This is a genomic window from Pseudomonas mendocina, assembly GCF_003008615.1.
In the GTDB taxonomy this organism is placed as follows: domain Bacteria; phylum Pseudomonadota; class Gammaproteobacteria; order Pseudomonadales; family Pseudomonadaceae; genus Aquipseudomonas; species Aquipseudomonas mendocina_C.
Map to the genome: position 1 here is coordinate 2,042,575 of NZ_CP027657.1, position 22,631 is coordinate 2,065,205.

Below are 22,631 nucleotides of genomic sequence, written 5' to 3' on the forward strand. Positions count from 1 at the left end.
CGTTTTTCAACGGCCTGCTATCGGCCGGACTTACTCATTCGGTCATCAGTTTGATGACCGCCTGGTAATCCTCGGCCGTGCAATCCATGCACAAACCGCGCGGCGGCATGGCATTCAAACCATTGGTGACGCTCTGCACCAGTGTATCCATGCCCTTGGCCAGACGCGGTTCCCATGCGGCCTTGTCACCCTTCTTGGGCGCCGTGGGAATCTGGCCGTTGTGGCATACACCACAGGCGCGGTCATACACAGCTTGCGGATCCTGAGCAGCATAGCCGTTGAAAGACAGCATCATAACGGCAGCAGCGAGCAGCATTTTCTTCATCAGATCAACCTCATCAGGGCAGGGAGCGTCCTGCTTTCTATCGAGCAGAGATGTAATCGCTCCCGACAATCGGGTTCCTGCGGGTGGGACAAAGCGCACACAAAATCTGCGGCATTATATACTGGCAATGCTGAAACGGAAACGACGCCGCTTGCCGCGCCACCTGGCGTGCAGCAGGTGCGCGGAAATGTCGCAAGCCCTCGAACGGTCGAAGCGGATCGAGGCAACCACCGGATACCCCCATGCTCCCGAAGAATCCCATCATCGGTCTGTGCCAGCAGGCCAGCTTCCTCATCAGTGCCGCCAAGGTCGATCAGTGCCCCGAGGACAGCGGTCTGGAGGTCGCCTTCGCCGGTCGCTCCAACGCCGGCAAGTCGAGTGCGCTCAATACCCTGACCCACGCCAGCCTGGCGCGCACCTCGAAAACACCGGGACGCACGCAACTGCTCAATTTCTTCCGCCTGGACGATGAGCGCCGCCTGGTCGACCTGCCCGGCTACGGCTATGCCAAGGTACCCATCCCACTCAAACAGCACTGGCAGAAGCATCTGGAGGCCTACCTGGGCAGCCGCGAGAGTCTGTGCGGCCTGGTGCTGATGATGGATATCCGCCATCCGCTGACCGAGTTCGACTGCATGATGCTGGACTGGTCGGTGGCCAGCGGCATGCCGCTGCACATCCTGCTGACCAAAGCGGACAAGCTGGCCTTTGGCGCGGCGAAGAACGCGCTGCTCAAGGTGCGCCAGGACATTCACAAACAGTGGGGCGAGGGCATCAGCATCCAGCTGTTCTCGGCGCCCAAGCGCATGGGCGTGGAAGAAGCGCAAATGGTGCTGGCCGGCTGGTTGGATCTGTTGCCGGAAGAGGATGAAGAAGGCGCCGAGGAATGAGTCGTTGGGTGCGCTGTGCGCACCGAGATCGTAGGGAGTATTCGGTGCGCGCGGCGTACCCTACGGAGCTGCAGCCGCCCGTTTTGACTTGAAAGCGCATCAGAGAAGCCCTCTCCCGCAAGCGGTAGAGGGTCGTCAGAATGCAGCTAGCGGCACTTTTCTGCAGGCAAAAAAAACCCCGAGCTTCGTATGGGGAGGGAGAAGTTCGGGGTTCAAGGTCTGAACCGCTAGGGCGGGGTTCAGATGTCTGCCAACACTTAACACAACAAAGGAGCATTGAAGGGCTTAACGGCCATTCATGAACTCTGACCGGGTGGGTTTGCGGAAAGTTCATCACCTTCTTAAAAACCATTTGCCATAAGAAAGCGCTTTTTGATTCCCTGAAACCCTAAAGCTAGAGCGGCCGCGGCTTGGCGCCGCGGCGCAGGTGGATCAGTGAGCTTCGTCCCAATTGGCGCCGACACCCACTTCAACCAGCAACGGCACCTCCAGTTCGGCGGCGCCACTCATCAGGCTTTTGAGTTTGGCACTGACCTCGTCGATCAGTTCCTCGCGCACTTCCAGCACCAGTTCGTCATGCACCTGCAGGATGATGCGAGCATCGATGCCGCTGTCCTGCAACCAGCCGTCCACGGCGATCATGGCGCGCTTGATGATGTCGGCTGCCGTGCCCTGCATCGGCGCGTTGATCGCCGCACGCTCGGCGCCCTTGCGCATGGCCTGGTTCTGCGCATGGATTTCCGGTAGGTACAGGCGACGGCCGTAGACCGTCTCCACATAGCCCTGCTCGGCAGCCTGGGCACGGGTGCTCTCCATGTATGTCAGTACACCTGGATAGCGGGCGAAGTAACGGTCGATGTAGGCCTGCGCCTCCTTGCGTTCGACATCGATCTGCTTGGCCAGGCCGAAGGCGCTCATGCCGTAGATCAGGCCGAAGTTGATAGCCTTGGCCTTGCGCCGCTGATCGCTGGTCACTGCGTCCAGCGGCACGCCGAACACTTCGGCAGCCGTGGCCTTGTGCACATCCAGGTCATGGCGGAAGGCATCCAGCAGACCTTCATCCTTGGCCAGGTGGGCCATGATGCGCAGCTCGATCTGCGAGTAGTCCGCCGCCATCAGCTTGTAACCCTTGGGCGCAACGAAGGCCTGGCGGATGCGTCTTCCTTCGGCGGTGCGGATCGGGATGTTCTGCAGGTTAGGGTCGCTCGACGACAGGCGGCCAGTGGCGGCCACCGCCTGGTGATAGCTGGTGTGAATCCGCCCGGTGCGCGGGTTGATCTGCTCCGGCAGCTTGTCGGTGTAGGTGCTCTTGAGCTTGCTCAAGGAGCGGTACTGCATCAGCACCTTGGGCAGCTCGAAGTCCTGCTCGGCCAGCTCGGCCAGCACCGCCTCGGCGGTCGATGGCTGGCCCTTGGCGGTCTTGCTGATCACCGGGTAGCCGAGTTTTTCGTAGAGGATCACGCCCAGCTGCTTGGGCGAAGCGAGGTTGAATTCCTCGCCGGCGATCTCGAACGCCTTGCGCTCCAGCTCCACCAGTTTTTCACCCAGCTCGACACTCTGCTCGCCGAGCAGTTTGGCATCGACCAGGGCGCCGTTGCGCTCGATGCGTGCCAGTACCGGCACCAGTGGGATTTCGATGTCGCGCAGCACCTTGGCCAGGGACGGCACCGCTTCGAGCCGGCTCCACAGTTCCTGGTGCAGGCGCAGGGTCACGTCGGCGTCTTCGGCGGCGTAGGGGCCGGCCTGCTCCAGGGCGATCTGGTCGAAGGTCAGCTGCTTGGCGCCCTTGCCAGCGATGTCCTCGAAGCGAATGGTGCTGTGGTTCAGGTACTTCAGCGCCAGGCTGTCCATGTCGTGGCGAGTGGCGGTGGAATCCAGCACGTAGGATTCGAGCATGGTGTCGAAGGCCACGCCCTGCACGGTGATCGGTGTGCTGGCGTTGGCCAGGACGTTGATGTCGTACTTGGCATGCTGGCCGACCTTGGCCTTGGCCGGGTCTTCGAGGATCGGCTTGAGCGCCTTGAGTACCGCATCGCGGTCGAGCTGCTGCGGCACGCCCATGTAGGAATGCGCCAGCGGGATATAGGCCGCTTCGCCGGCCTTGACCGCGAAGGACAAGCCGACCAGTTGCGCTTGCTGGGCGTCGATGCTGGTGGTCTCACTGTCGAAGGCGATCAGCTCGGCCTGCTCCAGTTTCTTCAGCCAGGTATCGAACTGTGTTTGCTCCAGCACAAGCTGGTAATCACCGGTGCTGACCGGCGCTGGCTCGGCGACTTCCTCGCTGGCTTCGCCAGCGGGCTCAGCGAACAGGTCGCCGGCCGGTGCAACCACCTTGGCCGCCAGCGCCTTGTTCTGGCGCAGCAGGTCGTCCAGCCAGTTCTTGAATTCCAGCTGGCCGTACAACTCGACCAATGCCGCCTGATCCGGCTCACCGGGGTGCAGCGATTCGATTTCGATATTCAGCGGCACATCGGTCTTGATGGTCGCCAACTGATAAGACAGGTAGGCCATCTCGCGGTGTTCCTCGAGCTTGGCCGGCAAGCTCTTGGCGCCGCGGATCGGCAGCTCGGGCACCTTGTCGAGGTTGGCGTAGAGCACGTCGAGGCCACCGCCGATACCGACCAACAGGCCGAGGGCAGTTTTTTCACCGACGCCAGGCACGCCCGGGATGTTGTCGACCTTGTCGCCCATCAGCGCCAGGTAGTCGATGATCAGCTCAGGGCCGACACCGAATTTCTCCTTTACGCCATCGGCGTCGTAGACGCTTCCAGTCATGGTATTGACCAGCGTAACGTGCGGGCAGACCAGCTGCGCCATGTCCTTGTCGCCGGTGGAGATGACCACGTCGCGCTTTTCCCCGGCCGCCTGGCGCGCCAGGGTACCGATCACGTCATCGGCTTCCACGCCTTCGACGCACAGCAGCGGCAGGCCGAGGGCACGCACGCTGGCATGCAGCGGCTCGACCTGGACGCGCAACTCGTCGGGCATGGACGGGCGATTGGCCTTGTACTCGGCGAACAGCTCGTCACGGAAGGTGCCGCCCTTGGCGTCGAAGACCACGGCGAAGGGGCTGTTCGGGTACTGCTTGCGCAGGCTCTTGAGCATGTTCAGCACGCCTTTCACCGCTCCAGTGGGCAGGCCCTTGGAAGTGGTCAGCGGCGGCAGGGCGTGGAAGGCGCGGTACAGGTACGAGGAACCGTCGACCAGAACGAGGGGGGCTTGGCTCATGCGCGGGATCAACCTTTTCGGCGGGTGCAGCGGTAGAATGGCTGCATCGGTGAAAAACAAAGGAACAAGATTATCATGGGTACGCTGAATCGCCTGTTGCTGGTCGGCCTTATGGCCTGTCTTCCGCTTGCCGCTCAAGCCGAGGATCCGGTTTCCGCCGATCCCGACGTGACCATTCGCCAGGATGGCGACCGCACCATTCAGGAATACCGGGTCAATGGCTTCCTCTACGCCATCAAGGTGATTCCGAAGAACGGTAAACCCTACTTCCTCGTTCGTGCCGACGGCAGCGACGGCAACTTCGTGCGTTCGGACGATCCGGACATGCTGATCCCGTCCTGGGAAATCTTTAGCTGGTAAGTCATTAAGGTCTGATATGTCGGTATTCACCCCCCTGGAGCGTCATGAGCTCGAAGTCTTCCTGTCGCCCTATGGGCTTGGCCGGTTGCGCGACTTCCAGGGCATTGCTGCGGGCAGCGAAAACAGTAATTTCTTCGTCAGCCTGGAGCAGGGCGAATACGTTCTGACCCTGGTCGAGCGCGGCCCGGTGGCCGACCTGCCGTTCTTCATCGAACTGCTCGACGTGCTCCATGATGCTGGCCTGCCGGTGCCCTACGCCCTGCGTACGCAGGATGGCGAGGCGCTCCGCAGCCTGGCGGAAAAACCGGCGCTGCTGCAGCCACGACTGTCCGGCAAACATGTGCGTGAAGCCAATGCGCATCACTGTCAGGAGGTCGGCAACCTGCTCGCCCGCATTCACCTGGCGACTCGCGAACAGCCGGTGGAGCGTCGCAGCGACCGTGGCCTGGACTGGATGTTGGCCGAAGGCCCGAGTCAGGCGCTGAAGCTTGATGAACAGGCGTTACCGCTGCTGCGTGATGCGCTGTCTGAGATCGCCGAGCTGAAGCCGCGCATCCTCGCCCTGCCGCGCGCCAACCTGCATGCCGACCTGTTCCGCGACAACGTACTGTTCGACGGTAATCACCTGGCCGGGGTAATCGACTTCTACAACGCCTGCTCCGGGCCGATGCTCTACGACCTGGCCATCACCCTGAACGACTGGTGCTCGCAGGAAGATGGCAGCCTCGATGGCGCGCGCGCTCGTGCACTGCTCGGCGCCTATGCCGCGCAGCGGCCCTTCAGCGCCGCCGAGGCCGAACTATGGCCGTCTATGCTGCGCGTGGCGTGCGTGCGCTTCTGGCTGTCACGACTGATCGCTGCCGAGTCGTTCGCCGGGCAGGAAGTGCTGATTCATGATCCGGGTGAATTCCAGCGGCGCCTGGCACAACGCCAGCAAGTCAACCTGCCCCTGCCGTTCGCGCTCTAGCACACGCCCCGTAGGGTGCGCCGTGCGCACCAATGCCTTTGAGCGCCCGCCGGTGCGCGCGGCGTACTCTACGAGCCCCAAATGGGGGCCGTAGGGAAATGCTGTGCCATACAGCCTTGATGGTGGTGGTTCGCAGTCGCACCCAAGCGGATCAGCTACCCGAAACCAGCCCCGGCAGCTGCGCCGCCAGCTTGGCGTTGTTGATCGGCGCGCGGATGAAACCACGCTGGGTGCCGTCCGGGCCAATGATCACCAGGTTGCCGCTGTGATCGACGGTGTAGTTTTCCTTGCTGGTGTCGGCGGGGATATAGGGAATGCTCACCGAGTTGGCGAATTTCTGCAGCGTCGCTTCCTCTCCGGTCAGCCCTTTGAAACCGGCGTCGAAATAATTCAGGTACTTGCTCAGTTGCTCCGGCGTATCGCGATGAGGGTCGACGCTGACCATCACCACGTTCAGGCGTGCGCGAGTTTCCTCGGGCAGTTGACCCTGTAGTTGACGCAGCTGGGCGAGGGTGGCCGGGCAGATATCCGGGCAGAAGGTGTAGCCGAAGAACAGCAATGTCCAGTCACCCTTGAGCTGATCGACCACAACCTCCTTGCCGTCCTGATCGATCAGACTCAGCGCCGGCAGGCTACGGTTCTGCGGCAACAACACGATACCGGCATCGAGCAACGCGGCCGGATCGCCCTGGCCCTTGCTGCTGAGTACCTTGTTGACGGTAAGCCCCAGCACCAGGGCCACGATAGCGACAAGAACGAAAACCGTTGTGTGGGTACGCGTCATGAGGGCCCTTAGTCAGATATTCAGCAGCAAGTAGTGATCCGCCAACAAGGCGATGAACAGCAGGAACAGGTACCAGATACTGTACTTGAAGGTATTGATCGCTGCGTGCGGTTTGCTGTCACGGTACAGCACCCAGGCCCAGTGCAGGAAGCGGCCGCCCAACAGCAGGGCGCATACCAGATAGAGCGGCCCGCTCATGTGGATGGCGTAGGGCAGCAGGGTCACCGCAAACATCGCCAGGGTGTAGAGCAGGATATGCACCTTGGTGTAGTGCTCGCCATGAGTGACCGGCAGCATGGGAATGTCTGCCTTGGCGTATTCCTCTTTGCGATGGATGGCCAGCGCCCAGAAGTGCGGCGGCGTCCAGGCGAAGATGATCAGCACCAGCAGCAGAGGTTCGGCACTCAGGTGCCCGGTGACGGCGACCCAGCCCAGCAACGGCGGGGCAGCGCCGGCCAGACCACCGATCACGATGTTCTGCGGCGTGGCGCGCTTGAGAAAGCCGGTGTAGATCACCGCATAGCCGAGCAACGACGCCAGGGTCAGCCAGGCGGCCAGCTCGTTGGTGAACACCAGCAACAGGCTCATGCCGGCTAGTGCGAGCAGCAAGGCGAAGGTCAGCGCCGCCACTGGCGAGATGCGCCCGGCGGTAACGGGACGTTTGTGCGTACGAGCCATGATCGAATCGATACGCCGATCCACCACATGGTTGACCGCCGCCGCCGCGCCAGCGCACAGGCCAATGCCGAGGTTGCCGAACAGCAACACCGTCCAGGGCACGCCGGCCCGGGTAGCGAGGAACATGCCGACCAGCGAGGTGATCAGCATCAACATCACCACACGAGGTTTGGTCAGCTCGAGATAGTCACGCCAGATGGGGTGTTCGGAGTGAGCGCGCAGCATGGTCGCCATGGCATTTCTCCTTGGTTCGTTATTTGCCGGAACGCGCCAGCCCGGCAGGGGCAAGTTCCGCTCGCGAAACCCTTGCATGCAGAGGTTCGCTCACCGCACTCGCGCCTGCAGAAACTGCACGCAGCCGATAGTTGACCAACACCAGTGTCAGCAGCAGAGCTGCACCACCGGCGTTGTGCGCCACCGCTACCAGCAGTGGCAGATGGAAGATCACGTTGCTGATCCCCAGGCTGACCTGTACCACCAGAGCCAGCAGAACCAGCCCGGCCAGGCGCGACAGACCGGCGCGGTGCAGACGCCAACCGAGCAGCAACAGCATCAGCGTGACGAGTAGCGCACCGATGCGATGACTCATATGGATGGCCGTACGCGCATCGCTGTCGAGCTGGCCACCCAGATAGTTAGGGCCGATGTGCTGGGTGAGGTGAAAGCCCTTGCCGAAATCCATCGCCGGCCACCACTCGCCATGACAGGTCGGCAGGTCGACGCAGGCCACCGCCGCATAGTTGGAGCTGACCCAGCCACCCAGGACGATCTGCCCGATCACCAGCAGCAAACCGGCGACAGCCAGCGCGCGCAGTCGCCCTGCCATCTGGATGGGCGCAAAGCGCCCGGACAAGCGCAAGGTGAGCAGCGTCAGCAGGCTCAGCGTGGCGAAACCACCGAGCAGGTGCGCCGTGACCACCTGCGGCCACAGCTGCAGGGTGACCGTCCACATACCGAACGCGCCCTGCAGGATCACCAGCGCGAGAATCGCCAGCGGCAGCTTCACTGGCTGGCTCGCGTCCTCACGGCGACGCACGGCCTGAATGGCGATGGCGAGGATCACCAGGCCCAGCGCGCCCGCGAAGTAGCGGTGGATCATCTCGTACCAGCCCTTGGCAACTTCCACCGGCGCCTCGGGGAAACGCGCCTCGGCAATGGCCTGCTTGTGTTCGCTCATCGGCACACCGAGAAAACCGTAACAGCCAGGCCAGTCCGGGCAGCCCAAGCCGGCATGGGTGAGACGGGTGTAGGCCCCCAGCAACACCACCACGACAGTCAGCAGGGTGGCGAACAGCGCTAGACGATAACCGGGCTTGTGCATGTCGACTCCTTGAGCACGGGGCATGGCGCCCTGTCGTTATGGACAGGGCAAAGCGTCAACCGATCAGGGAAATTTTCAGCAGGTAGCGCAAATCATCGAGAATCGCCTTACCGTTGCTACCCGCCGGATAGCGCAGCACCAGGTTGCCATGCGGGTCGACCAGCCACAGCTGCGCGCCTGACACGGCTTCGGCGGCCTTCTCATAGGCTTGCAGATCGAGCTGGTAACGGCCGAGCTGTGGGTACTCGCGCTTGAGGGTGGCGTCATAGTCGGCAGACAGCGGTTCGGCCAGAGCCAGGCCGTGACTGGCGCGTGAAGTCTCGCGGTTGAGGCCGATCTGGATCTGCCGCGCCAGGTAAACCAACTGCTGGCAGTCGGCCTCGCACGCTCCAGACGCCGTCACCAGAATCTGCCATAGCGGCTCCACCTCGCCCTGTACACCGAGATCGACCAGCGTGCGTCCATCACCGATCAGGACACCGTGGTAGCTGCGCGTCTCCGGTACCCAGAAACGCCACTGGTACATGGCGCTGGCCAGAAACATCGGGCCGATGGCGATGGCCAAGATGAGCAGAAACTGCAAGCGCCCACGCCCTTTGCGCGGCGTTTCAGGCATGGCGATGGCTGGGTTCATGGCGACCCTCCCGTGCATTGTGAATTCCGAGATAGATAAACAGGCCAAGCAATGCGGCCGCCAAGGCGAACCACTGCACCGCATAGCCAAGGTGTTTGCTGGGGCTCATGGCCACGATTGGCCAGTCGACGCGATAACTGGCTGGCCCTGGCTCCAGACGCGCCTCGAAGGGCAATCCACCGCGCCCCAGATGGCGCCACAGGCCTTGCGCCTCGACCTCGGCGATTAAACGTGGCCAGCCCGAGGCTTCCCCGCCCTGCAGGTGCAAGCCACCACCAGGTGCGACATAGACCCAGGCCTGCAGTTGCAGGGCATCGTCAGGTGTCGTGAATTGCGGCGGGGTGCGGCGATCCGGCCAGGGCAGCCAGCCGCGATTGATCAAGACCCAAAGCCCGCTGTGCTGATCGTAGAAAGGTTGCAGCAACTCCACGCCCGCGCGCCCATCGCGGATGCGGTTGTCCAGCAGCAGACTGTGTTCCGCATCGAAATGCCCCTGCAGCTGGATGCGTCGATAGGCAGGATCCTTACTGCGTTCGAGCTGATCGAGACCGATGGGTGCAGCCTGGCGACGCGACTCGTAACTGCTCAGCAACGCCTGCTTCTCTTCACTGCGCTGCAACTGCCAGAACCCCAGGCTCAACAGTCCAGGCAACAGCAGCAGCACCAGAACGCTGGGCAGCCAGCCAGGGCGGAAGCCGCTCATTGCGCGCCTCCGCGAACCGCATGCGGGCTGACTATACTGCCTTGCATCAACCACTCCCCCGGAGTCTCGCATGCTCAAGGCCGCGATCGTCCTCATGTTGCTGGCTACCGTCGCCAGTCTGTTCAGCGGCCTGTTCTTCCTGGTCAAGGACGACAGCCGCGGTACCCGTGTGGTCAACGCTCTGACGGTTCGGGTGGTATTGACCGCCATCACCGTCTCCCTGGTGGCCTGGGGCTTCTACTCAGGGCAGATCGTGCCCCATGTCACCTGGTAGCTGGAGCTCATCATTCGTCACAACACGTAGACGAAGATGAACAGCCCCAGCCAGACCACATCGACAAAGTGCCAGTACCAGGACGCCGCCTCGAAACCGAAGTGTTTCTCGGCGTCGAAATGCCCGCGCATGATGCGCACCAGCATCACCGTCAGGATGATCGCGCCCATGGTCACGTGAGCGCCGTGAAAGCCGGTGAGCATGAAGAAGGTCGCGCCGTAGATGCCCGAACCCAGGGTCAGACCCAGTTCGGTATAGGCCTCGATGTACTCCTCGACCTGGAAGAACAGGAACGCTGCGCCGAGCAGAATGGTCGCCGCCAGCCAGGCCTTGAGCGGGCCACGCTTGTTCTTCTTCAGCGCATGGTGGGCCAGGGTCACGGTGACGCTCGATGACACCAGCAGGATGGTGTTGAGCAGTGGTAGGTGCCAGGGATCGATCACCCCGGACGGCGGCGGGAACAGCTTGGAATCCGGGTTCTGCAGCAATGGCCAGGTGTATTCGAAACCTTCCCAGAGCATGTTGCTGACGCCCTTGTCGCCCTCTCCGCCAAGCCACGGCCCCGCCCAGGTGCGGATGTAGAACAGGGCGCCGAAGAAGGCGGCGAAGAACATCACCTCGGAGAAGATGAACCAGCTCATGCCCCAGCGGAACGAGCGATCCATTTGCGGACTGTAGAGGCCGCCGCGGCTCTCCTTGATCACGTTGCCGAACCAGCCAAACAGCATGTAGGCGAGGATCAGGCCGCCGACGAAGAAGATCAGCGGGCCGTTGGATTCAGCACGATTGGCCGACAAGTCGTTGAACCAGGTGCCCAACCCGAAGACGCTGACCAGCAGACCTAAGGTGGCGATGATCGGCCATTTGCTCTGGGCCGGAACGTAATAGTGCTCGTGACTCGACATTGTTGTTCTCCTTATGGAGCCTGTGCCACTGGCGGTTTGCTCGCAGTAACATCGAACAGCGTGTAGCCCAGCGTCAGGTGCTTCACGTCTTGCGGCAGGTCACGGTCGACGATGAAACGCACCGGCATCTCGATGCGCTCGCCCGGCTGCAGCACCTGCTGGGTGAAACAGAAGCACTCGGTCTTGTGGAAGAAGGCCGCCGCCCGCGATGGCGAGACGCTGGGGATGGCCTGCGCCGTCATCGGGTGGTCGCTGGGGTTGTAGGCCACGAACAGCATGTCGCGCGGCTCGCCCGGGTGAACCATCATCTCGTCCGCTTTCGGGCCGAACTCCCAGACCATCTCGGCCGAGTTGGTGGCGAGAAACTGCACGCGCACCTCCCGAGCCACGTCGATCATCTGCTCGCCCTGGTAGGCGCCTGCCGTCTTGCCATTGATGCCGAACACCCGACACATGGCGTCGTAGAACGGCGGCAGGACGAAGATGCCGAAGCAGAACATCACCACCACCACGATCAGCAGACGGGTAACCAGGCGACGAGTCGCGATGACCTCGCTCACGGCAGACCTCCTATTTCACTTCCGGTGGCGTACTGAAAGTGTGGTAGGGCGCCGGTGACGGCACCGTCCACTCCAGACCTTCGGCGCCATCCCAAGGCTTGGCCGGGGCGGGTTTGCCGCCACGGATGCACTTGATGACGATGAACAGGAACAGCAGCTGGGTCGCGCCGAAGAGGAAGGCGCCGATGCTCGAGATCATGTTGAAGTTGGCGAACATCATGTTGTAGTCCGGGATGCGCCGCGGCATGCCGGCCAAGCCGACGAAGTGCATCGGGAAGAACGCCATGTTCATGCCGATGAAGCTCATCCAGAAATGCAGCTTGGCCAGGGTCTCGTCGTACATGTGGCCCGTCCACTTCGGCAGCCAGTAATAGGCCGAAGCGAAGATGCCGAAGATCGCACCGGGTACCAGCACGTAGTGGAAGTGCGCCACTACGAAGTAGGTGTCGTGGTACTGGAAGTCCGCCGGGGCGATGGCCAGCATCAGCCCGGAGAACCCGCCGATGGTGAACAGGATGACGAAGGCCACCGAGAACAGCATCGGCGCCTCGAAGGTCATCGAACCCTGCCACATGGTGCTGGCCCAGTTGAACACCTTCACCCCGGTGGGCACGGCAATCAGCATGGTGGCGTACATGAAGAACAGCTCGCCGGTCAGCGGAATGCCGACGGTGAACATGTGGTGCGCCCAGACGATGAACGAGAGGAAGGCGATGGCCGCGGTGGCGTAGACCATCGAGGTGTAGCCGAACAGCGGCTTGCGCGCGAAGGCCGGAATGATCGAGCTGACCGCGCCGAACGCGGGCAGGATCATGATGTACACCTCGGGGTGACCGAAAAACCAGAACACGTGCTGGAACAGCACCGGATCACCGCCGCCAGCAGCGTTGAAGAAGCTGGTGCCGAAGTGGATATCCATCAGCATCATGGTCACGCAGCCAGCCAGTACCGGCATCACCGCGATCAGCAGGAAGGCAGTGATCAGCCAAGTCCAGACGAACAGCGGCATCTTCATCAGGGTCATGCCGGGGGCACGCAGGTTGAGGATGGTGGCGACCACGTTGATCGCCCCCATGATCGAACTGATGCCCATGAGGTGGATGGCGAAGATGAAGAAGGTCGTGCTCTCCGGCCCGTAGGTCGTCGACAACGGCGCATAGAAGGTCCAACCGAAGTTCGGCCCTCCGCCCTCCATGAACAAGGTACTGACCAGCAGGCCGAAGGCCGCCGGCAGCAGCCAGAAGCTGAAGTTGTTCATCCGCGGCAGAGCCATGTCCGGCGCGCCGATCATCAGCGGGATCATCCAGTTGGCCAGGCCGACGAAGGCTGGCATAACCGCGCCGAAGACCATGATCAGGCCGTGCATGGTGGTCATCTGGTTGAAGAATTCCGGCTGTACGATCTGCAGGCCCGGCTGGAACAGCTCGGCGCGAATCACCATCGCCATCGAGCCGCCGAGCAGGAACATGCAGAAGCTGAACCACAGGTACATCGTGCCGATGTCCTTGTGGTTGGTGGTCAGCACCCAGCGCATCAGGCCCTTGGCCGGGCCATGGTGGTGGTCAGTATGACCGTGGTCGATCACTGCACTCATGTCCTTACTCCTGAGCCTTCGAGAAGTCGAGAATGTCCTTGGGCGTGACCATGTCACCGACATTGTTGCCCCAGGCGTTGCGCTCGTAGGTGATGATGGCGGCCAGGTCTACCGGCGACAGTTGCTTGCCGAAGGCGGCCATCGAGGTACCCGGCTTGCCGTGGTAAACGATGTCGATATGTCCCTTGGCCGGCCCGGTGGCGATGGCCGAGCCCTTGAGCGCCGGGAACATCGGTGGCAGGCCTTCGCCATTGGCCTGGTGGCAGGCGACGCAGGTGGTGTTGTAGGCCTTCTCGCCGCGTGCCATGAGCTCTTCCTTGGTCCATTCCTTGCTGGTCAGCTCACGTTCGGCGGCTGCGGCCTGCTTGCGCTCGTCCATCCAGGCGGAGAAATCTTCCTTGGACTTGGCTTCGACCACGACAGGCATGAAGCCGTGATCCTTGCCGCACAGCTCGGTGCACTGGCCACGGTAGACGCCGGGCTCGTCGATACGCGTCCAGGATTCATTGATGAAACCGGGAATGGCATCCTTCTTCACTGCCAGGGCAGGTACCCACCAGGAGTGGATCACGTCGGCAGAAGTGATCAGGAAGCGCACCTTGGTGCCCACCGGCACCACCAGCGGTTGATCCACCTCCAGCAGGTAGTGCTCACCCTTGGCGGCGCGGTTGTTGATCTGGTCGCGCGGCGTGGTCAGGTTGCTGAAGAACTCGACATCCTGACCCAGGTATTTGTAATGCCACTTCCACTGGTAGCCCGTGACCTGGACATCCAGCTCGGACTCGGTGGTGTCGTAGATCTCGATCAGCGTCTTGGTCGCCGGAATCGCCATCACGATGAGGATGGCCAAGGGCACCACGGTCCAGAGAATCTCGACGGTGGTGCTCTCGTGGAAATGCGCGGGCTGCTGGCCGGTGGAGCGGCGGTGCATGATCATCGACCAGAACATCGCGCCGAACACCAGCACGCCGATCACGACGCAGATCCAGAAGATGGTCATGTGCAGGTCGAAGACGGAACGGCTGACCTCGGTGACACCGGGCGCCATGTTCACCGTCCACTGGGCATGCGCCGAGCTTAATGTCAGCCACAGCAGGAGGCCCATCCAGACTCGTGGATGTCGCATCATTGCGGGTTCCCCTTGATTGTTCTTGTTATCCCGCCGGCTGAGCCTGCGGCTAAGGGATCGACTGCCTACGGAGTTGGCTGCTGGCGCACGCTGCCTGCATGACCACCCCTGACTGCTGGCGACTACTGTCGAACCTTTCCGTGCCAAAGCTCGTCCGGTTCCATCAGGTACTGCCTTTCGAAATCGAGTATAGACGGCACCTTTCAGGCCGCAACGTGAGCACGACGATGGCCAGGACGATTCGAGGCCTGCACTAAACGCCCCGAGTGGCGCGGGGTGTAGCCGTTCTGATACAGGCGGATATAGCGGACTCGCATAAGTATGAAAAAATTATGACAATCGCGTCTTAGCCCGGCCAAAGTGCCGGCTAAGGTTCACGTCCATGTCCTGAAATGTAGGAGTAGTCATGAACACTGCCGCCCTTCGCCAATTGATTGCCCAGGCCCGTCAGCAGGAAACCGCCAAACACGCGCTTGCAGCGTTTCTGCAGGCCCAGCTCGAACGCCTGCACCCGTCGATCCGCCTGCCCGAGGATGATGCCCTAGGCGCGCTGACCGGCTTCGTCATCGCCTACATCGAAGAGGTGCCGGACGTACTCGATGCCGCAGCCACCGTGGCACGTGAAGCGGGTATCGAGAGCGCCATCAAGCCGGTGCTGAAGATCGCCGAGCACTTCTTCCTGCAGCCACCCGAGCTGATGGCAGGCCATGAAGGTCTCGAAGGGTTGCTGGACGAGGCCTACCTGGCACACCGCCTGGTGGAAGAGGTCAACGACCGCTACATCGCCCATCTCGGCCAGCCACTGATCCCACTGGACACCACGCGCGCCAATCTGATCGCGCATCAGTTGATCGGCGAACCCTTCGCCAATCAGCTCGACGAAGCGGTGCATCATGCGCTGGCCGGCATGCTCGATGACGCCAGCTTCGACCAACCGTCGGTGCAGGCCTACCGCGAGCGCCTGGCAGCACCGGACACCGCATCGGCCTGGCGCCGCTGGCCATGCCTGTCGCAGCAGTTGGGCCTGGAGCTGCAACTCAAGGCGTGATCAGCAACAGGATCAGCGACAGGGTAAACAGCGAGCCTAGCGTGGAGAACAGGATAGCCCGTGACACCAGCGCCGCCTGGCGCTGGTAGTACTCGGCGAGCATGAAGGGCCCGGTGCCGGTTGGCAGGGCACTGAGCAGCAGCGCGGCATGCGCCCAGAGCGGCGGCAGGTCGAGCAGCACGAAGGCGATGAACCAGGTAATCAGCGGTTGCAGCACCAGCTTGAGCGCGACCAGCGGCCAGACGCCCTGGCTCGGCCCGCTCTGTCGCTGCGCCAGAAACAGGCCCAGCGATACCAGCGCGCAGGGCACGGTCGCCGCCCCCAGCAGACGCAGGAATTCATCCATCGCCGCAGGCATCTGCAGCCCACCCTGCGACCAGGCCGCGCCCAGCAGCGGCGCCACTACCAGCGGGTTCTTCAGCAATGCAGTGACGACCTGAAGGATCGCGCCGCTCACTCCCTTCTTGCTCTGCAGGCCGACCTCGATGCACACCACCGCCAGGCCGAACAACACGCAGACCACCATCAGCGAGGCGATCAACGCCGGCGCCATGCCGTCATCACCCAGCACCAGCACGCACAGCGGAATGCCGATGTAACCACTGTTGGCGTAACCGGCACTGAGGCCATCGATGCTGGCATCCACCAGACTGCCGGTGGTCTTCCAGCGATACAGCAAGGTAATCAGGTATACAGCAAACATTCCGCCGGTGAAGGCCAGCAGGAAACCAGGCTGCCAGATCTGCGCCCAGTCGGCCTTGGCGGTCAGGCTGAACAACAACGCCGGCAAACCGAGCCAGACCACGAAACGGTTCATCTCCGAAGCGGCAGTCGGCCCCAGCCGGTTGGTGCGTCGACAGATGTAGCCGATCAGAATCAGACCGAAGATTGGCAACAACACGTTGAGAACGGTGGACATCAGACTACGCCGTCGACGGGAAGAGGCCGAGACTAGAGGCGGGCGCCAGGCAGAGCAAGTCATCGGCTGTGATTCGAAGGTTTCTGCTGGCGTCTAGCACAAACCTGTCGGGCAAATACCTGACGCCCTCGCGAGCCAGAGCATGCAAGCCCTGTTGAACGAAATTCTCGATGCAGCCCGTCCGTTGATCGGCCAAGGCAAGGTCGCCGATTACATTCCGGCACTCGCCGACGTGTCGGCCAACCAGTTTGGCATCGCGGTGTATGGCAACGACGGCGAGCTGTTCACCGCCGGCGATGCGCGCACCCCGTTCTCGATCCAGAGTATCTCCAAGGTGTTCAGCCTGGTGCAGGCGATCCAGCATTCGGGCGAGACGATCTGGGAACGGCTCGGCCACGAACCATCCGGACAACCGTTCAATTCGCTCCTGCAGCTGGAGCTGGAGAACGGCCGGCCACGCAATCCCTTCATCAACGCCGGGGCGCTGGTGATCAGCGACATCAACCAGTCGCGCTTTGCCGCGCCAGCCCTGTCGATGCGCGATTTCGTCCGGCGTCTGTCAGGCAATGCCAATGTCGTGATCGACCGGCGTATCGCCGACTCCGAGTACCAGCACCGTGCACGCAACGCGGCCATGGCCTACCTGATGCAGTCCTTCGGCAACTTCCACAACGACGTCGAATCGGTACTGCGCAACTACTTCAGCTACTGCGCCCTGAGCATGAACTGCGTCGACCTGGCCAAGGCCTTCTGCTTCCTGGCCAATGACGGTTTCTGCAAGCACAGCGGCGAGCAGATTCTCAGCGCCAGACAGACCCAGCAGGTCAACTCGATCATGGCCACCAGCGGGCTGTACGACGAAGCGGGTAACTTCGCCTACCGCGTCGGCCTGCCAGGCAAGAGCGGCGTCGGGGGCGGCATCGTCGCCATCGTGCCAGGGCAATACACCATCTGCGTGTGGTCACCGGAGCTGAACAAGGCTGGCAACTCGCTGGCCGGCATGGCGGCGCTGGAGCTGCTCAGTGAGCGAATTGGCTGGTCGGTATTCTGATGCGATGAGGTATGGTCACTGAAGCCGTGCAACCGCACTGGCGTTCATCAGAGACCAGGAGTGCTCATGTCGATGCCCGAATACCACATGTTCGCCGGTGCGCCCGCACCGGTCGCGCCCTTTTCCCATGCCTGCGAAGCCGACGGCTGGGTGTTCATCACCGGCCAGTTGCCCATCGATCCGGGCAACGAATCGGCGCCACTGCCCGAAGGCATCGAGGCACAGACGCACAAGACCTTCGACAACCTGCTGGTGGTGCTCGAAGGGCTCGGCCTGGGCCTGGAAAACGTGGTATCGGCGCGCGCTTTCCTCACCGATTTCTACGGTGATTACGAGCGTTTCAATGCGATCTACGCCAGCTACTTCCCTGAAGGCAAACGCCCGGCGCGCACCTGCATCGGCACCACCGGCCTGGCGCGCCATGCCCTGGTGGAGATCGATTTCATCGCCAGACGTCCGTGAGCACGCTGGGCCGGATGCGCCCGGCCCAGCCGTTTTTCACAAGCCGCAGACGCTGCCGTCGCTGCGCGGGTCGGCGGCGCCTTCCAGTACGCCATTGGGCTGGCGCAGCAGCACGCCGGCATGGCCCATGGTGTCGCTGAAAGCCTCGTCCAGCAGCTCGACGATATGCCCCGCCTGGCGCAGTTGTCCCACCAGCTCGGCCGGGAAACGGCTCTCCAGCTTCAGCGTGGTACTGACATCGCCCCAGGTACGTCCGAGCAGCCAGCGCGGCGCACTGACCGCCGCCTGTAGATCGCTGCCCAGGCGGTAGCGACTGAGGATCGCCGCCTGGGTCTGCGGCTGGCCTTCACCGCCCATGGTGCCATAGCTCAGGGTGCGGCCATCGTCGAACAGCGCCAACGCCGGGTTGAGGGTATGGAAGGGCTTGCGCCCCGGTTCCAGGCTCTGCAATGCGGCAGGATCGAGAGAAAAGCTGATGCCACGGTTCTGCCAGGCCACACCGGTGGAGGGCAGCACCACGCCGGAACCGAACTCCCAGTACACGCTCTGGATGAAACTCACCGCACGCCCTTCGCCATCGATGCAGCCCATCCAGATGGTGTCGCCCGGCTGCGCCGGCTGTGGCCAGGCCAGCGCCTGCTGTGGATCGATATTGGCGGCCAGGCGCTGCAGATTGACGTCGGCCAGCAAGCTCTGCGGGTCTTCCGGCACGCGGGCCGGATCGGTCACCACGCGGTCGCGAATCAGGAACGCCTGCTTGGTCGACTCGACCAGCCCGTGCACATGGGCGAAGCCTTCGGCCTGTTCGATCCCGAGTTTTTCGAAGATGCCAAGGATCAGCAGCGAGGCCAAACCCTGAGTCGGCGGCGGCATGTTGTACAGCATGGCATCGTTCAACCGTACGCTCAGCGGCTCGACCGCACGAGCGCGGTAGCCCTGCAGGTCGGCCAGGCGCAGCGGGCTGCCCAGGCGTTCGAGGTCGGCGGCCATGCGCTCTGCCAACTCGCCCCGGTAGAAGTCGTCCAGGCCGGCGTCGGCCAGGCGCTGCAGGGTGTCGGCCAGGGCCGGCTGACGCAGCAGGTCGCCTTCGCACGGCGGCTGGCCGCCGGGCAGGTAGACCTCGGCGAAGCCCGGCACGTCCTGCAGTTCGGCCAGTTTGCTGCGGGTCAGATGCGCCTGGCTGCGGCTGACCACGATGCCGCGACGAGCATGACCGATGGCGTCGGCAAGCAGCTCGGGCAAGGTCAGTTGCGACTGCCAGTGCGCGGTCTGTGCCAGGGCTTCGGCCCAGCCACCGACGGTGCCCGCCACGGTCAATGCGGCCAGTGGGCCACGGCTGGGAATCTGCGTATGGCCGGCGTAGAAATCACGATCAGCCAGTGCCGCGCTGCTGCCACAGGCATCGATGGCGATGGGCTTTTTGCCTGGCTCGTGGATCAGCCAGAAGCCATCGCCGCCGATGGCATTCATATGTGGATAGACCACGGCGATGCTGGCAGCGGCGGCGACCATCGCTTCCACGGCATTGCCGCCAGCCTTGAGTACATCGCGCCCGGCCTGCGCGGCCAGGTGGTGCGGGGCGACGAACAGGCCGCCGGTGGCATGGGTAGTTTTCAGCATGACAGTTCCTTTCTTGTCGTGGCGACCACGCCGGTGATGGCGTGGCCGCTGTGGTCATCACCAGCCGATCGCAGCCGGCAGCCAGGTGGCCAGTTGCGGGAAGCAGAACACCACCGCTACCGCGAGCATCTGCAGGAACACGTAGGGCAACGCGCCGATGTAGATATCACGGGTCGAGATTCCCGGCGGCGCCACGCCCTTGAGGAAGAACAGCGCCCAGCCGAACGGCGGCGTGAGGAACGACATCTGCAGGTTCAGCGCGACCAGGATGCCCAGCCATACCAGGTTGGTGTCGTAGGCGATGAACACCGGCAGAAACATCGGCAGGGCGATGTAGGAAATCTCGATCCACTCCAGGAAGAAACCGAGCACGAACAGCACCGCCATCAGGAACAGAATCGCCCCCAGCTCGCCGCCCGGCAGCATGGTGAACAGCTCATGCACCAGCGCCTCGCCACCCAGGCCGCGGAAGGCCAGGGAGAACGGCTGCGAGCAGAGCAGGATGAGGAAGATCATCGCGCTGATGGTCAGGGTGCCATGCAGGGTCGCCTTGAGGGTCTTCCAGTCCAGACGCCGTGCGCAGGCGGCGATGACCAGCGCACCGAGCGCGCCCATCGAGGCCGCCTCGGTCGGCGCGGCGACGCCACCGATGATCGAGCCGAGCACCGCCATCACCAGCAGCAGCGGCGGCAGCACGCTACGCGCCATGTCCTTGAGCAGTTGTTTGCGACTGGTCAGGGCGCGCTCTTCAGCCGGGATCGCCGGCACCCAGTCCGGCCGCAGCCAGCCGAGCAGCAGCATGTAGGCGACGTAGATCAGCGCCAGCACCAGGCTGGGGATGAAGGCCGCGGCGAAGATCGAACCCACCGACTGACCGAGGATGTCCGCCAGCAGGATCAGCACCAGGCTCGGCGGGATGATCTGCCCGAGGGTGCCGGATGCGCAGATGGTGCCGCAGGCCACGGTCTTGTTGTAGCCACGGCGCAGCAGCGTGGGCAGGGTCAGCAGGCCGATGGTCACCACCGTGGCGCCGACGATGCCGGTGGAGGCGCCGAGCAGCACGCCAACGAGGATGATCGCCAGGCCCATGCCGCCGTTCAGCCCACCCATGGCACGCCCGATGGTGTCGAGCATGTCCTCGGCGACCCGGGATTTCTCCAGCATCACCCCCATGAAGGTGAACAGTGGTATCGCCAACAGCGTGTAGTTGCTGACCACGCCGAACATGCGTGCCGGCAGCAGGGCGAAGAGCATCGGGCCGAAGCCGATCATGCCGGCGACGAAACCGGACACGGCCAGGGAAATGGCCACCGGCACGCCCACCATCATCATGGCGAAGAAGCCGATGACCATGCTGATGGCCAGCCATTCATTGGGCGTCATGGACGAGCCTCCTGCAATCGAGCCGGCAGCAGCAGGGTGCACAGCGCCCGCAGGCTGTCAGCCAGGCCCTGCAGGCCGAACAGGGCGAAGCCCAGCGGCAGGAAGGCCTTGATCAGAAAGCGATAGGGCAGCCCGCCCGGATCGGGCGAGCCCTCGCCCATGTTGTAGGACTGCATCGTGTACTTGAACGCCAAGTGGGCAATGTAGAAACCGATGGCGGCGGTGGCGATGCCGCTGAACAGGTCGACGGCCGCCTTGGTCTTCACACCGAATTTCTCGTAGAGAAAATCCACCCGCACGTCCTGGCGGTGCTTGAGGGTATAGGCGATGCCGAGCAGGGCGATCGGCGAGATCAGGTACCACTCCAACTCCTGCAACGCCACCGGGCTGAAGTCGAACAGGTAGCGCATCAGTACGTCGAACGACACCAGCAGCACCAGCAGCAGCACGCAGGCGCGTGCGAGCGCGCCCAGGGCTTCCACCAGTTGTTCGATTCGAGTGACGACGAACATCATGACTCGCCCATCCCGATTTCCATGAAGGCCTTCTCGCCCACCGAAGCCCAGGAGATGTACTGCTTGCGGAAGGCGAAGAAGTGCTCGTAGATCTTCTTGGTCGCCGGATCGCTGGCCGCCATGCTCGACAGCGTGTCGTGGGTGACTTCATGCAGACGCTTGATGATGTCGGTCGGCAGCGGGCGGGCAATCACGCCCTGGTTGTTCACCAGATCCTGCATGGCCTCAGCGTTGACCGCGTCGCACCACGACCAGCTGTCGGTGTTGCAGGCCTGGGCGCAGAACCGCACGATGGCCTGCAGATCGGCCGGCAGGCTGTCCCAGGCCTGCTTGTTGATGATCAGCTCGGTGACGTTGGTCGGCTCGTGCCAGCCGGTGGTGTAGTAGTTCTTGGCCGCCTTGTGCAGGCCCATGCGGCGATCCTGATAGGGGCCGACGAACTCCGCGGCATCGATCACGCCACGCTCCAGCGCCGGGAAGATTTCACCGCCCGGCAACAGGCGCACGGCCACGCCCAGCTCGCTGTAGACCTTGCCGGCCAGGCCGGCGATGCGCATCTTCAGGCCCTTGAGGCTGTCGACGTTTTCCAGGGGCTGGCGGAACCAGCCGGTCATCTGTGTGCCGGTGTTGCCCATGGGCATTGGCACCAGGCCGTGGGGTTCGTAGAGCTCTTCCCACAGTTTGAGGCCACCGCCGTTGTACAGCCAGGCGTTCATGCCCTGGGTATTCATGCCGAACGGCACGGCAGTGAAGAACTGCGCCGCAGGAATCTTGCCGGCCCAGAAGAAGGCGTTGGCGGCGTTCATTTCCACCATGCCGCTGGACACCGCATCGAAGCCTTCCAACGCCGGGATCAGCTCGCCAGCGGCGAAGTGCTGGATCTTCAGGCGGCCACCGGACATCTCCTCGACGCGCTTGCAGAAATCGGTGGGGCTGCCCGGGCCCTGCACGTAGAAGGGCGAGCCCGGCGCGTAGGCGTTGGTCATCTTCCAGTTGAAGGTCTTGCCGGTGTTGGCAGAGGCGATGCTCGAGGCACCCAGTGCCAGGCCGGCACCTGCGGCAATGGCTCCGCTACTCAGGAATTTACGGCGGTTAAGGCTCATGGGGCGGTCTCCTGTTACACAGTGGCTCCAATCGGCGAGGCGGCCTATCGGATGTAAAGTGGTCAGGAAGGCCTAGAGCAACACACATGCCAGCAGGAAAAACAAAATAAGCTATTGATTTACAAGCAATAAAATAAAATTCAAAGCATTCGAGGCGAAATGCCGCCGCACAAAAAAC

The 22,631-nt window shown here is 62.8% G+C and carries 23 protein-coding genes; 7 read left to right on the top strand and 16 right to left on the bottom strand.

The window, feature by feature from the left end:
• Window positions 1-34 precede the first annotated feature (34 nt).
• Window positions 35-325 carry a c-type cytochrome gene (locus tag C7A17_RS09465; RefSeq protein WP_106737799.1) on the bottom strand — a complete coding sequence of 97 codons (291 nt, stop codon included), beginning with the start codon at window positions 323-325 and terminating at the stop codon, window positions 35-37.
• 242 nt (window positions 326-567) lie between these two features.
• Between C7A17_RS09465 and yihA the strand changes: the two genes are divergently transcribed.
• Entirely contained in the window at window positions 568-1,215 is a 648-nt protein-coding gene (yihA, locus tag C7A17_RS09470) for a ribosome biogenesis GTP-binding protein YihA/YsxC (RefSeq protein WP_106737800.1), read from the top strand.
• 432 nt (window positions 1,216-1,647) lie between these two features.
• On the opposite strand, the gene polA is transcribed toward yihA, so the two are convergent.
• Complete coding sequence (gene polA / locus C7A17_RS09475; RefSeq protein WP_106737801.1) at window positions 1,648-4,443, bottom strand: DNA polymerase I; 2,796 nt, start codon at window positions 4,441-4,443, stop codon at window positions 1,648-1,650.
• Window positions 4,444-4,518: 75 nt separating this feature from the next.
• On the opposite strand from polA, the gene C7A17_RS09480 reads away from it, so the two are divergent.
• Both C7A17_RS09480 and C7A17_RS09485 read left to right on the top strand, forming a co-directional pair.
• Window positions 4,519-4,803: a DUF2782 domain-containing protein gene (locus tag C7A17_RS09480; protein ID WP_045733646.1), complete on the top strand. Its 285-nt coding sequence runs from the start codon at window positions 4,519-4,521 to the stop codon at window positions 4,801-4,803.
• 16 nt (window positions 4,804-4,819) lie between these two features.
• Entirely contained in the window at window positions 4,820-5,770 is a 951-nt protein-coding gene (locus C7A17_RS09485; RefSeq protein ID WP_106737802.1) for a homoserine kinase, read from the top strand.
• 151 nt (window positions 5,771-5,921) lie between these two features.
• Here C7A17_RS09485 and C7A17_RS09490 read toward each other — a convergent pair whose 3' ends face one another.
• From C7A17_RS09490 to C7A17_RS09510, 5 genes are read right to left on the bottom strand one after another with little or no spacing between them, the layout of a single operon-like run.
• The gene (locus C7A17_RS09490) at window positions 5,922-6,554 is read right to left on the bottom strand and encodes an SCO family protein (protein WP_106737803.1); all 633 of its coding nucleotides are present in this window, start codon (window positions 6,552-6,554) and stop codon (window positions 5,922-5,924) included.
• A gap of 12 nt (window positions 6,555-6,566) precedes the next feature.
• Window positions 6,567-7,466 carry a heme o synthase gene (gene cyoE / locus C7A17_RS09495; RefSeq protein WP_106737804.1) on the bottom strand — a complete coding sequence of 300 codons (900 nt, stop codon included), beginning with the start codon at window positions 7,464-7,466 and terminating at the stop codon, window positions 6,567-6,569.
• 19 nt (window positions 7,467-7,485) lie between these two features.
• On the bottom strand, window positions 7,486-8,553 hold the full coding sequence (locus C7A17_RS09500) for a COX15/CtaA family protein (protein ID WP_106737805.1): 1,068 nt from the start codon (window positions 8,551-8,553) through the stop codon (window positions 7,486-7,488).
• Between the two features lie 55 nt (window positions 8,554-8,608).
• Window positions 8,609-9,187, bottom strand: a complete 579-nt coding sequence (locus tag C7A17_RS09505) for a hypothetical protein (protein ID WP_106737806.1) — start codon at window positions 9,185-9,187, stop codon at window positions 8,609-8,611.
• Window positions 9,162-9,890 carry an SURF1 family protein gene (locus C7A17_RS09510; protein ID WP_106737807.1) on the bottom strand — a complete coding sequence of 243 codons (729 nt, stop codon included), beginning with the start codon at window positions 9,888-9,890 and terminating at the stop codon, window positions 9,162-9,164. Before C7A17_RS09510 ends, C7A17_RS09505 begins: the two co-directional genes overlap by 26 nt.
• A 70-nt stretch (window positions 9,891-9,960) precedes the next feature.
• On the opposite strand from C7A17_RS09510, the gene C7A17_RS09515 reads away from it, so the two are divergent.
• On the top strand, window positions 9,961-10,164 hold the full coding sequence (locus tag C7A17_RS09515) for a twin transmembrane helix small protein (RefSeq protein WP_106737808.1): 204 nt from the start codon (window positions 9,961-9,963) through the stop codon (window positions 10,162-10,164).
• Window positions 10,165-10,181: 17 nt separating this feature from the next.
• Here the strand turns inward: C7A17_RS09515 and C7A17_RS09520 are convergent, their stop codons facing one another.
• Genes C7A17_RS09520 through coxB form a run of 4 tightly spaced genes read right to left on the bottom strand, consistent with a single transcriptional unit; the run spans window position 10,182 to window position 14,352 of the window.
• Entirely contained in the window at window positions 10,182-11,069 is an 888-nt protein-coding gene (locus tag C7A17_RS09520) for a cytochrome c oxidase subunit 3 (protein ID WP_106737809.1), read from the bottom strand.
• Between the two features lie 11 nt (window positions 11,070-11,080).
• Complete coding sequence (locus tag C7A17_RS09525; RefSeq protein WP_106737810.1) at window positions 11,081-11,629, bottom strand: cytochrome c oxidase assembly protein; 549 nt, start codon at window positions 11,627-11,629, stop codon at window positions 11,081-11,083.
• Between the two features lie 10 nt (window positions 11,630-11,639).
• Window positions 11,640-13,223 (bottom strand): cytochrome c oxidase subunit I, encoded by a 1,584-nt coding sequence (gene ctaD, locus C7A17_RS09530; protein WP_106737811.1) that lies wholly within the window; start codon window positions 13,221-13,223, stop codon window positions 11,640-11,642.
• 4 nt (window positions 13,224-13,227) lie between these two features.
• Window positions 13,228-14,352 carry a cytochrome c oxidase subunit II gene (gene coxB / locus C7A17_RS09535; protein WP_106737812.1) on the bottom strand — a complete coding sequence of 375 codons (1,125 nt, stop codon included), beginning with the start codon at window positions 14,350-14,352 and terminating at the stop codon, window positions 13,228-13,230.
• Between the two features lie 406 nt (window positions 14,353-14,758).
• Between coxB and C7A17_RS09540 the strand changes: the two genes are divergently transcribed.
• Window positions 14,759-15,400 (top strand): hypothetical protein, encoded by a 642-nt coding sequence (locus C7A17_RS09540; RefSeq protein ID WP_106737813.1) that lies wholly within the window; start codon window positions 14,759-14,761, stop codon window positions 15,398-15,400.
• On the opposite strand, the gene C7A17_RS09545 is transcribed toward C7A17_RS09540, so the two are convergent.
• Complete coding sequence (locus tag C7A17_RS09545; protein ID WP_106737814.1) at window positions 15,390-16,319, bottom strand: AEC family transporter; 930 nt, start codon at window positions 16,317-16,319, stop codon at window positions 15,390-15,392. The two genes, C7A17_RS09540 and C7A17_RS09545, sit on opposite strands and share 11 nt — an antisense overlap.
• Window positions 16,320-16,461: 142 nt before the next feature.
• Here C7A17_RS09545 and glsB point away from each other — a divergent pair, with 142 nt between their 5' ends.
• Both glsB and C7A17_RS09555 read left to right on the top strand, forming a co-directional pair.
• Window positions 16,462-17,370, top strand: coding sequence for a glutaminase B (gene glsB, locus C7A17_RS09550; protein WP_106737815.1), 909 nt, complete (start codon window positions 16,462-16,464; stop codon window positions 17,368-17,370).
• A 66-nt stretch (window positions 17,371-17,436) separates the two neighbouring features.
• Window positions 17,437-17,832, top strand: a complete 396-nt coding sequence (locus C7A17_RS09555; protein WP_106737816.1) for a RidA family protein — start codon at window positions 17,437-17,439, stop codon at window positions 17,830-17,832.
• A 36-nt stretch (window positions 17,833-17,868) separates the two neighbouring features.
• Here the strand turns inward: C7A17_RS09555 and C7A17_RS09560 are convergent, their stop codons facing one another.
• The 4 genes from C7A17_RS09560 to C7A17_RS09575 are packed head-to-tail and all read right to left on the bottom strand — an operon-like array spanning window position 17,869 to window position 22,453.
• On the bottom strand, window positions 17,869-19,452 hold the full coding sequence (locus tag C7A17_RS09560) for a gamma-glutamyltransferase family protein (protein WP_106737817.1): 1,584 nt from the start codon (window positions 19,450-19,452) through the stop codon (window positions 17,869-17,871).
• A 57-nt stretch (window positions 19,453-19,509) separates the two neighbouring features.
• Window positions 19,510-20,835, bottom strand: coding sequence for a TRAP transporter large permease (locus tag C7A17_RS09565; RefSeq protein ID WP_106737818.1), 1,326 nt, complete (start codon window positions 20,833-20,835; stop codon window positions 19,510-19,512).
• A complete protein-coding gene (locus tag C7A17_RS09570; RefSeq protein WP_106737819.1) occupies window positions 20,832-21,350 on the bottom strand; it encodes a TRAP transporter small permease subunit in 519 nt (172 codons plus the stop codon). The genes C7A17_RS09565 and C7A17_RS09570 overlap by 4 nt, the downstream gene beginning before the upstream one ends.
• The gene (locus tag C7A17_RS09575; protein WP_106737820.1) at window positions 21,347-22,453 is read right to left on the bottom strand and encodes a TRAP transporter substrate-binding protein; all 1,107 of its coding nucleotides are present in this window, start codon (window positions 22,451-22,453) and stop codon (window positions 21,347-21,349) included. Before C7A17_RS09575 ends, C7A17_RS09570 begins: the two co-directional genes overlap by 4 nt.
• Between the last annotated feature and the right edge of the window lie 178 nt (window positions 22,454-22,631).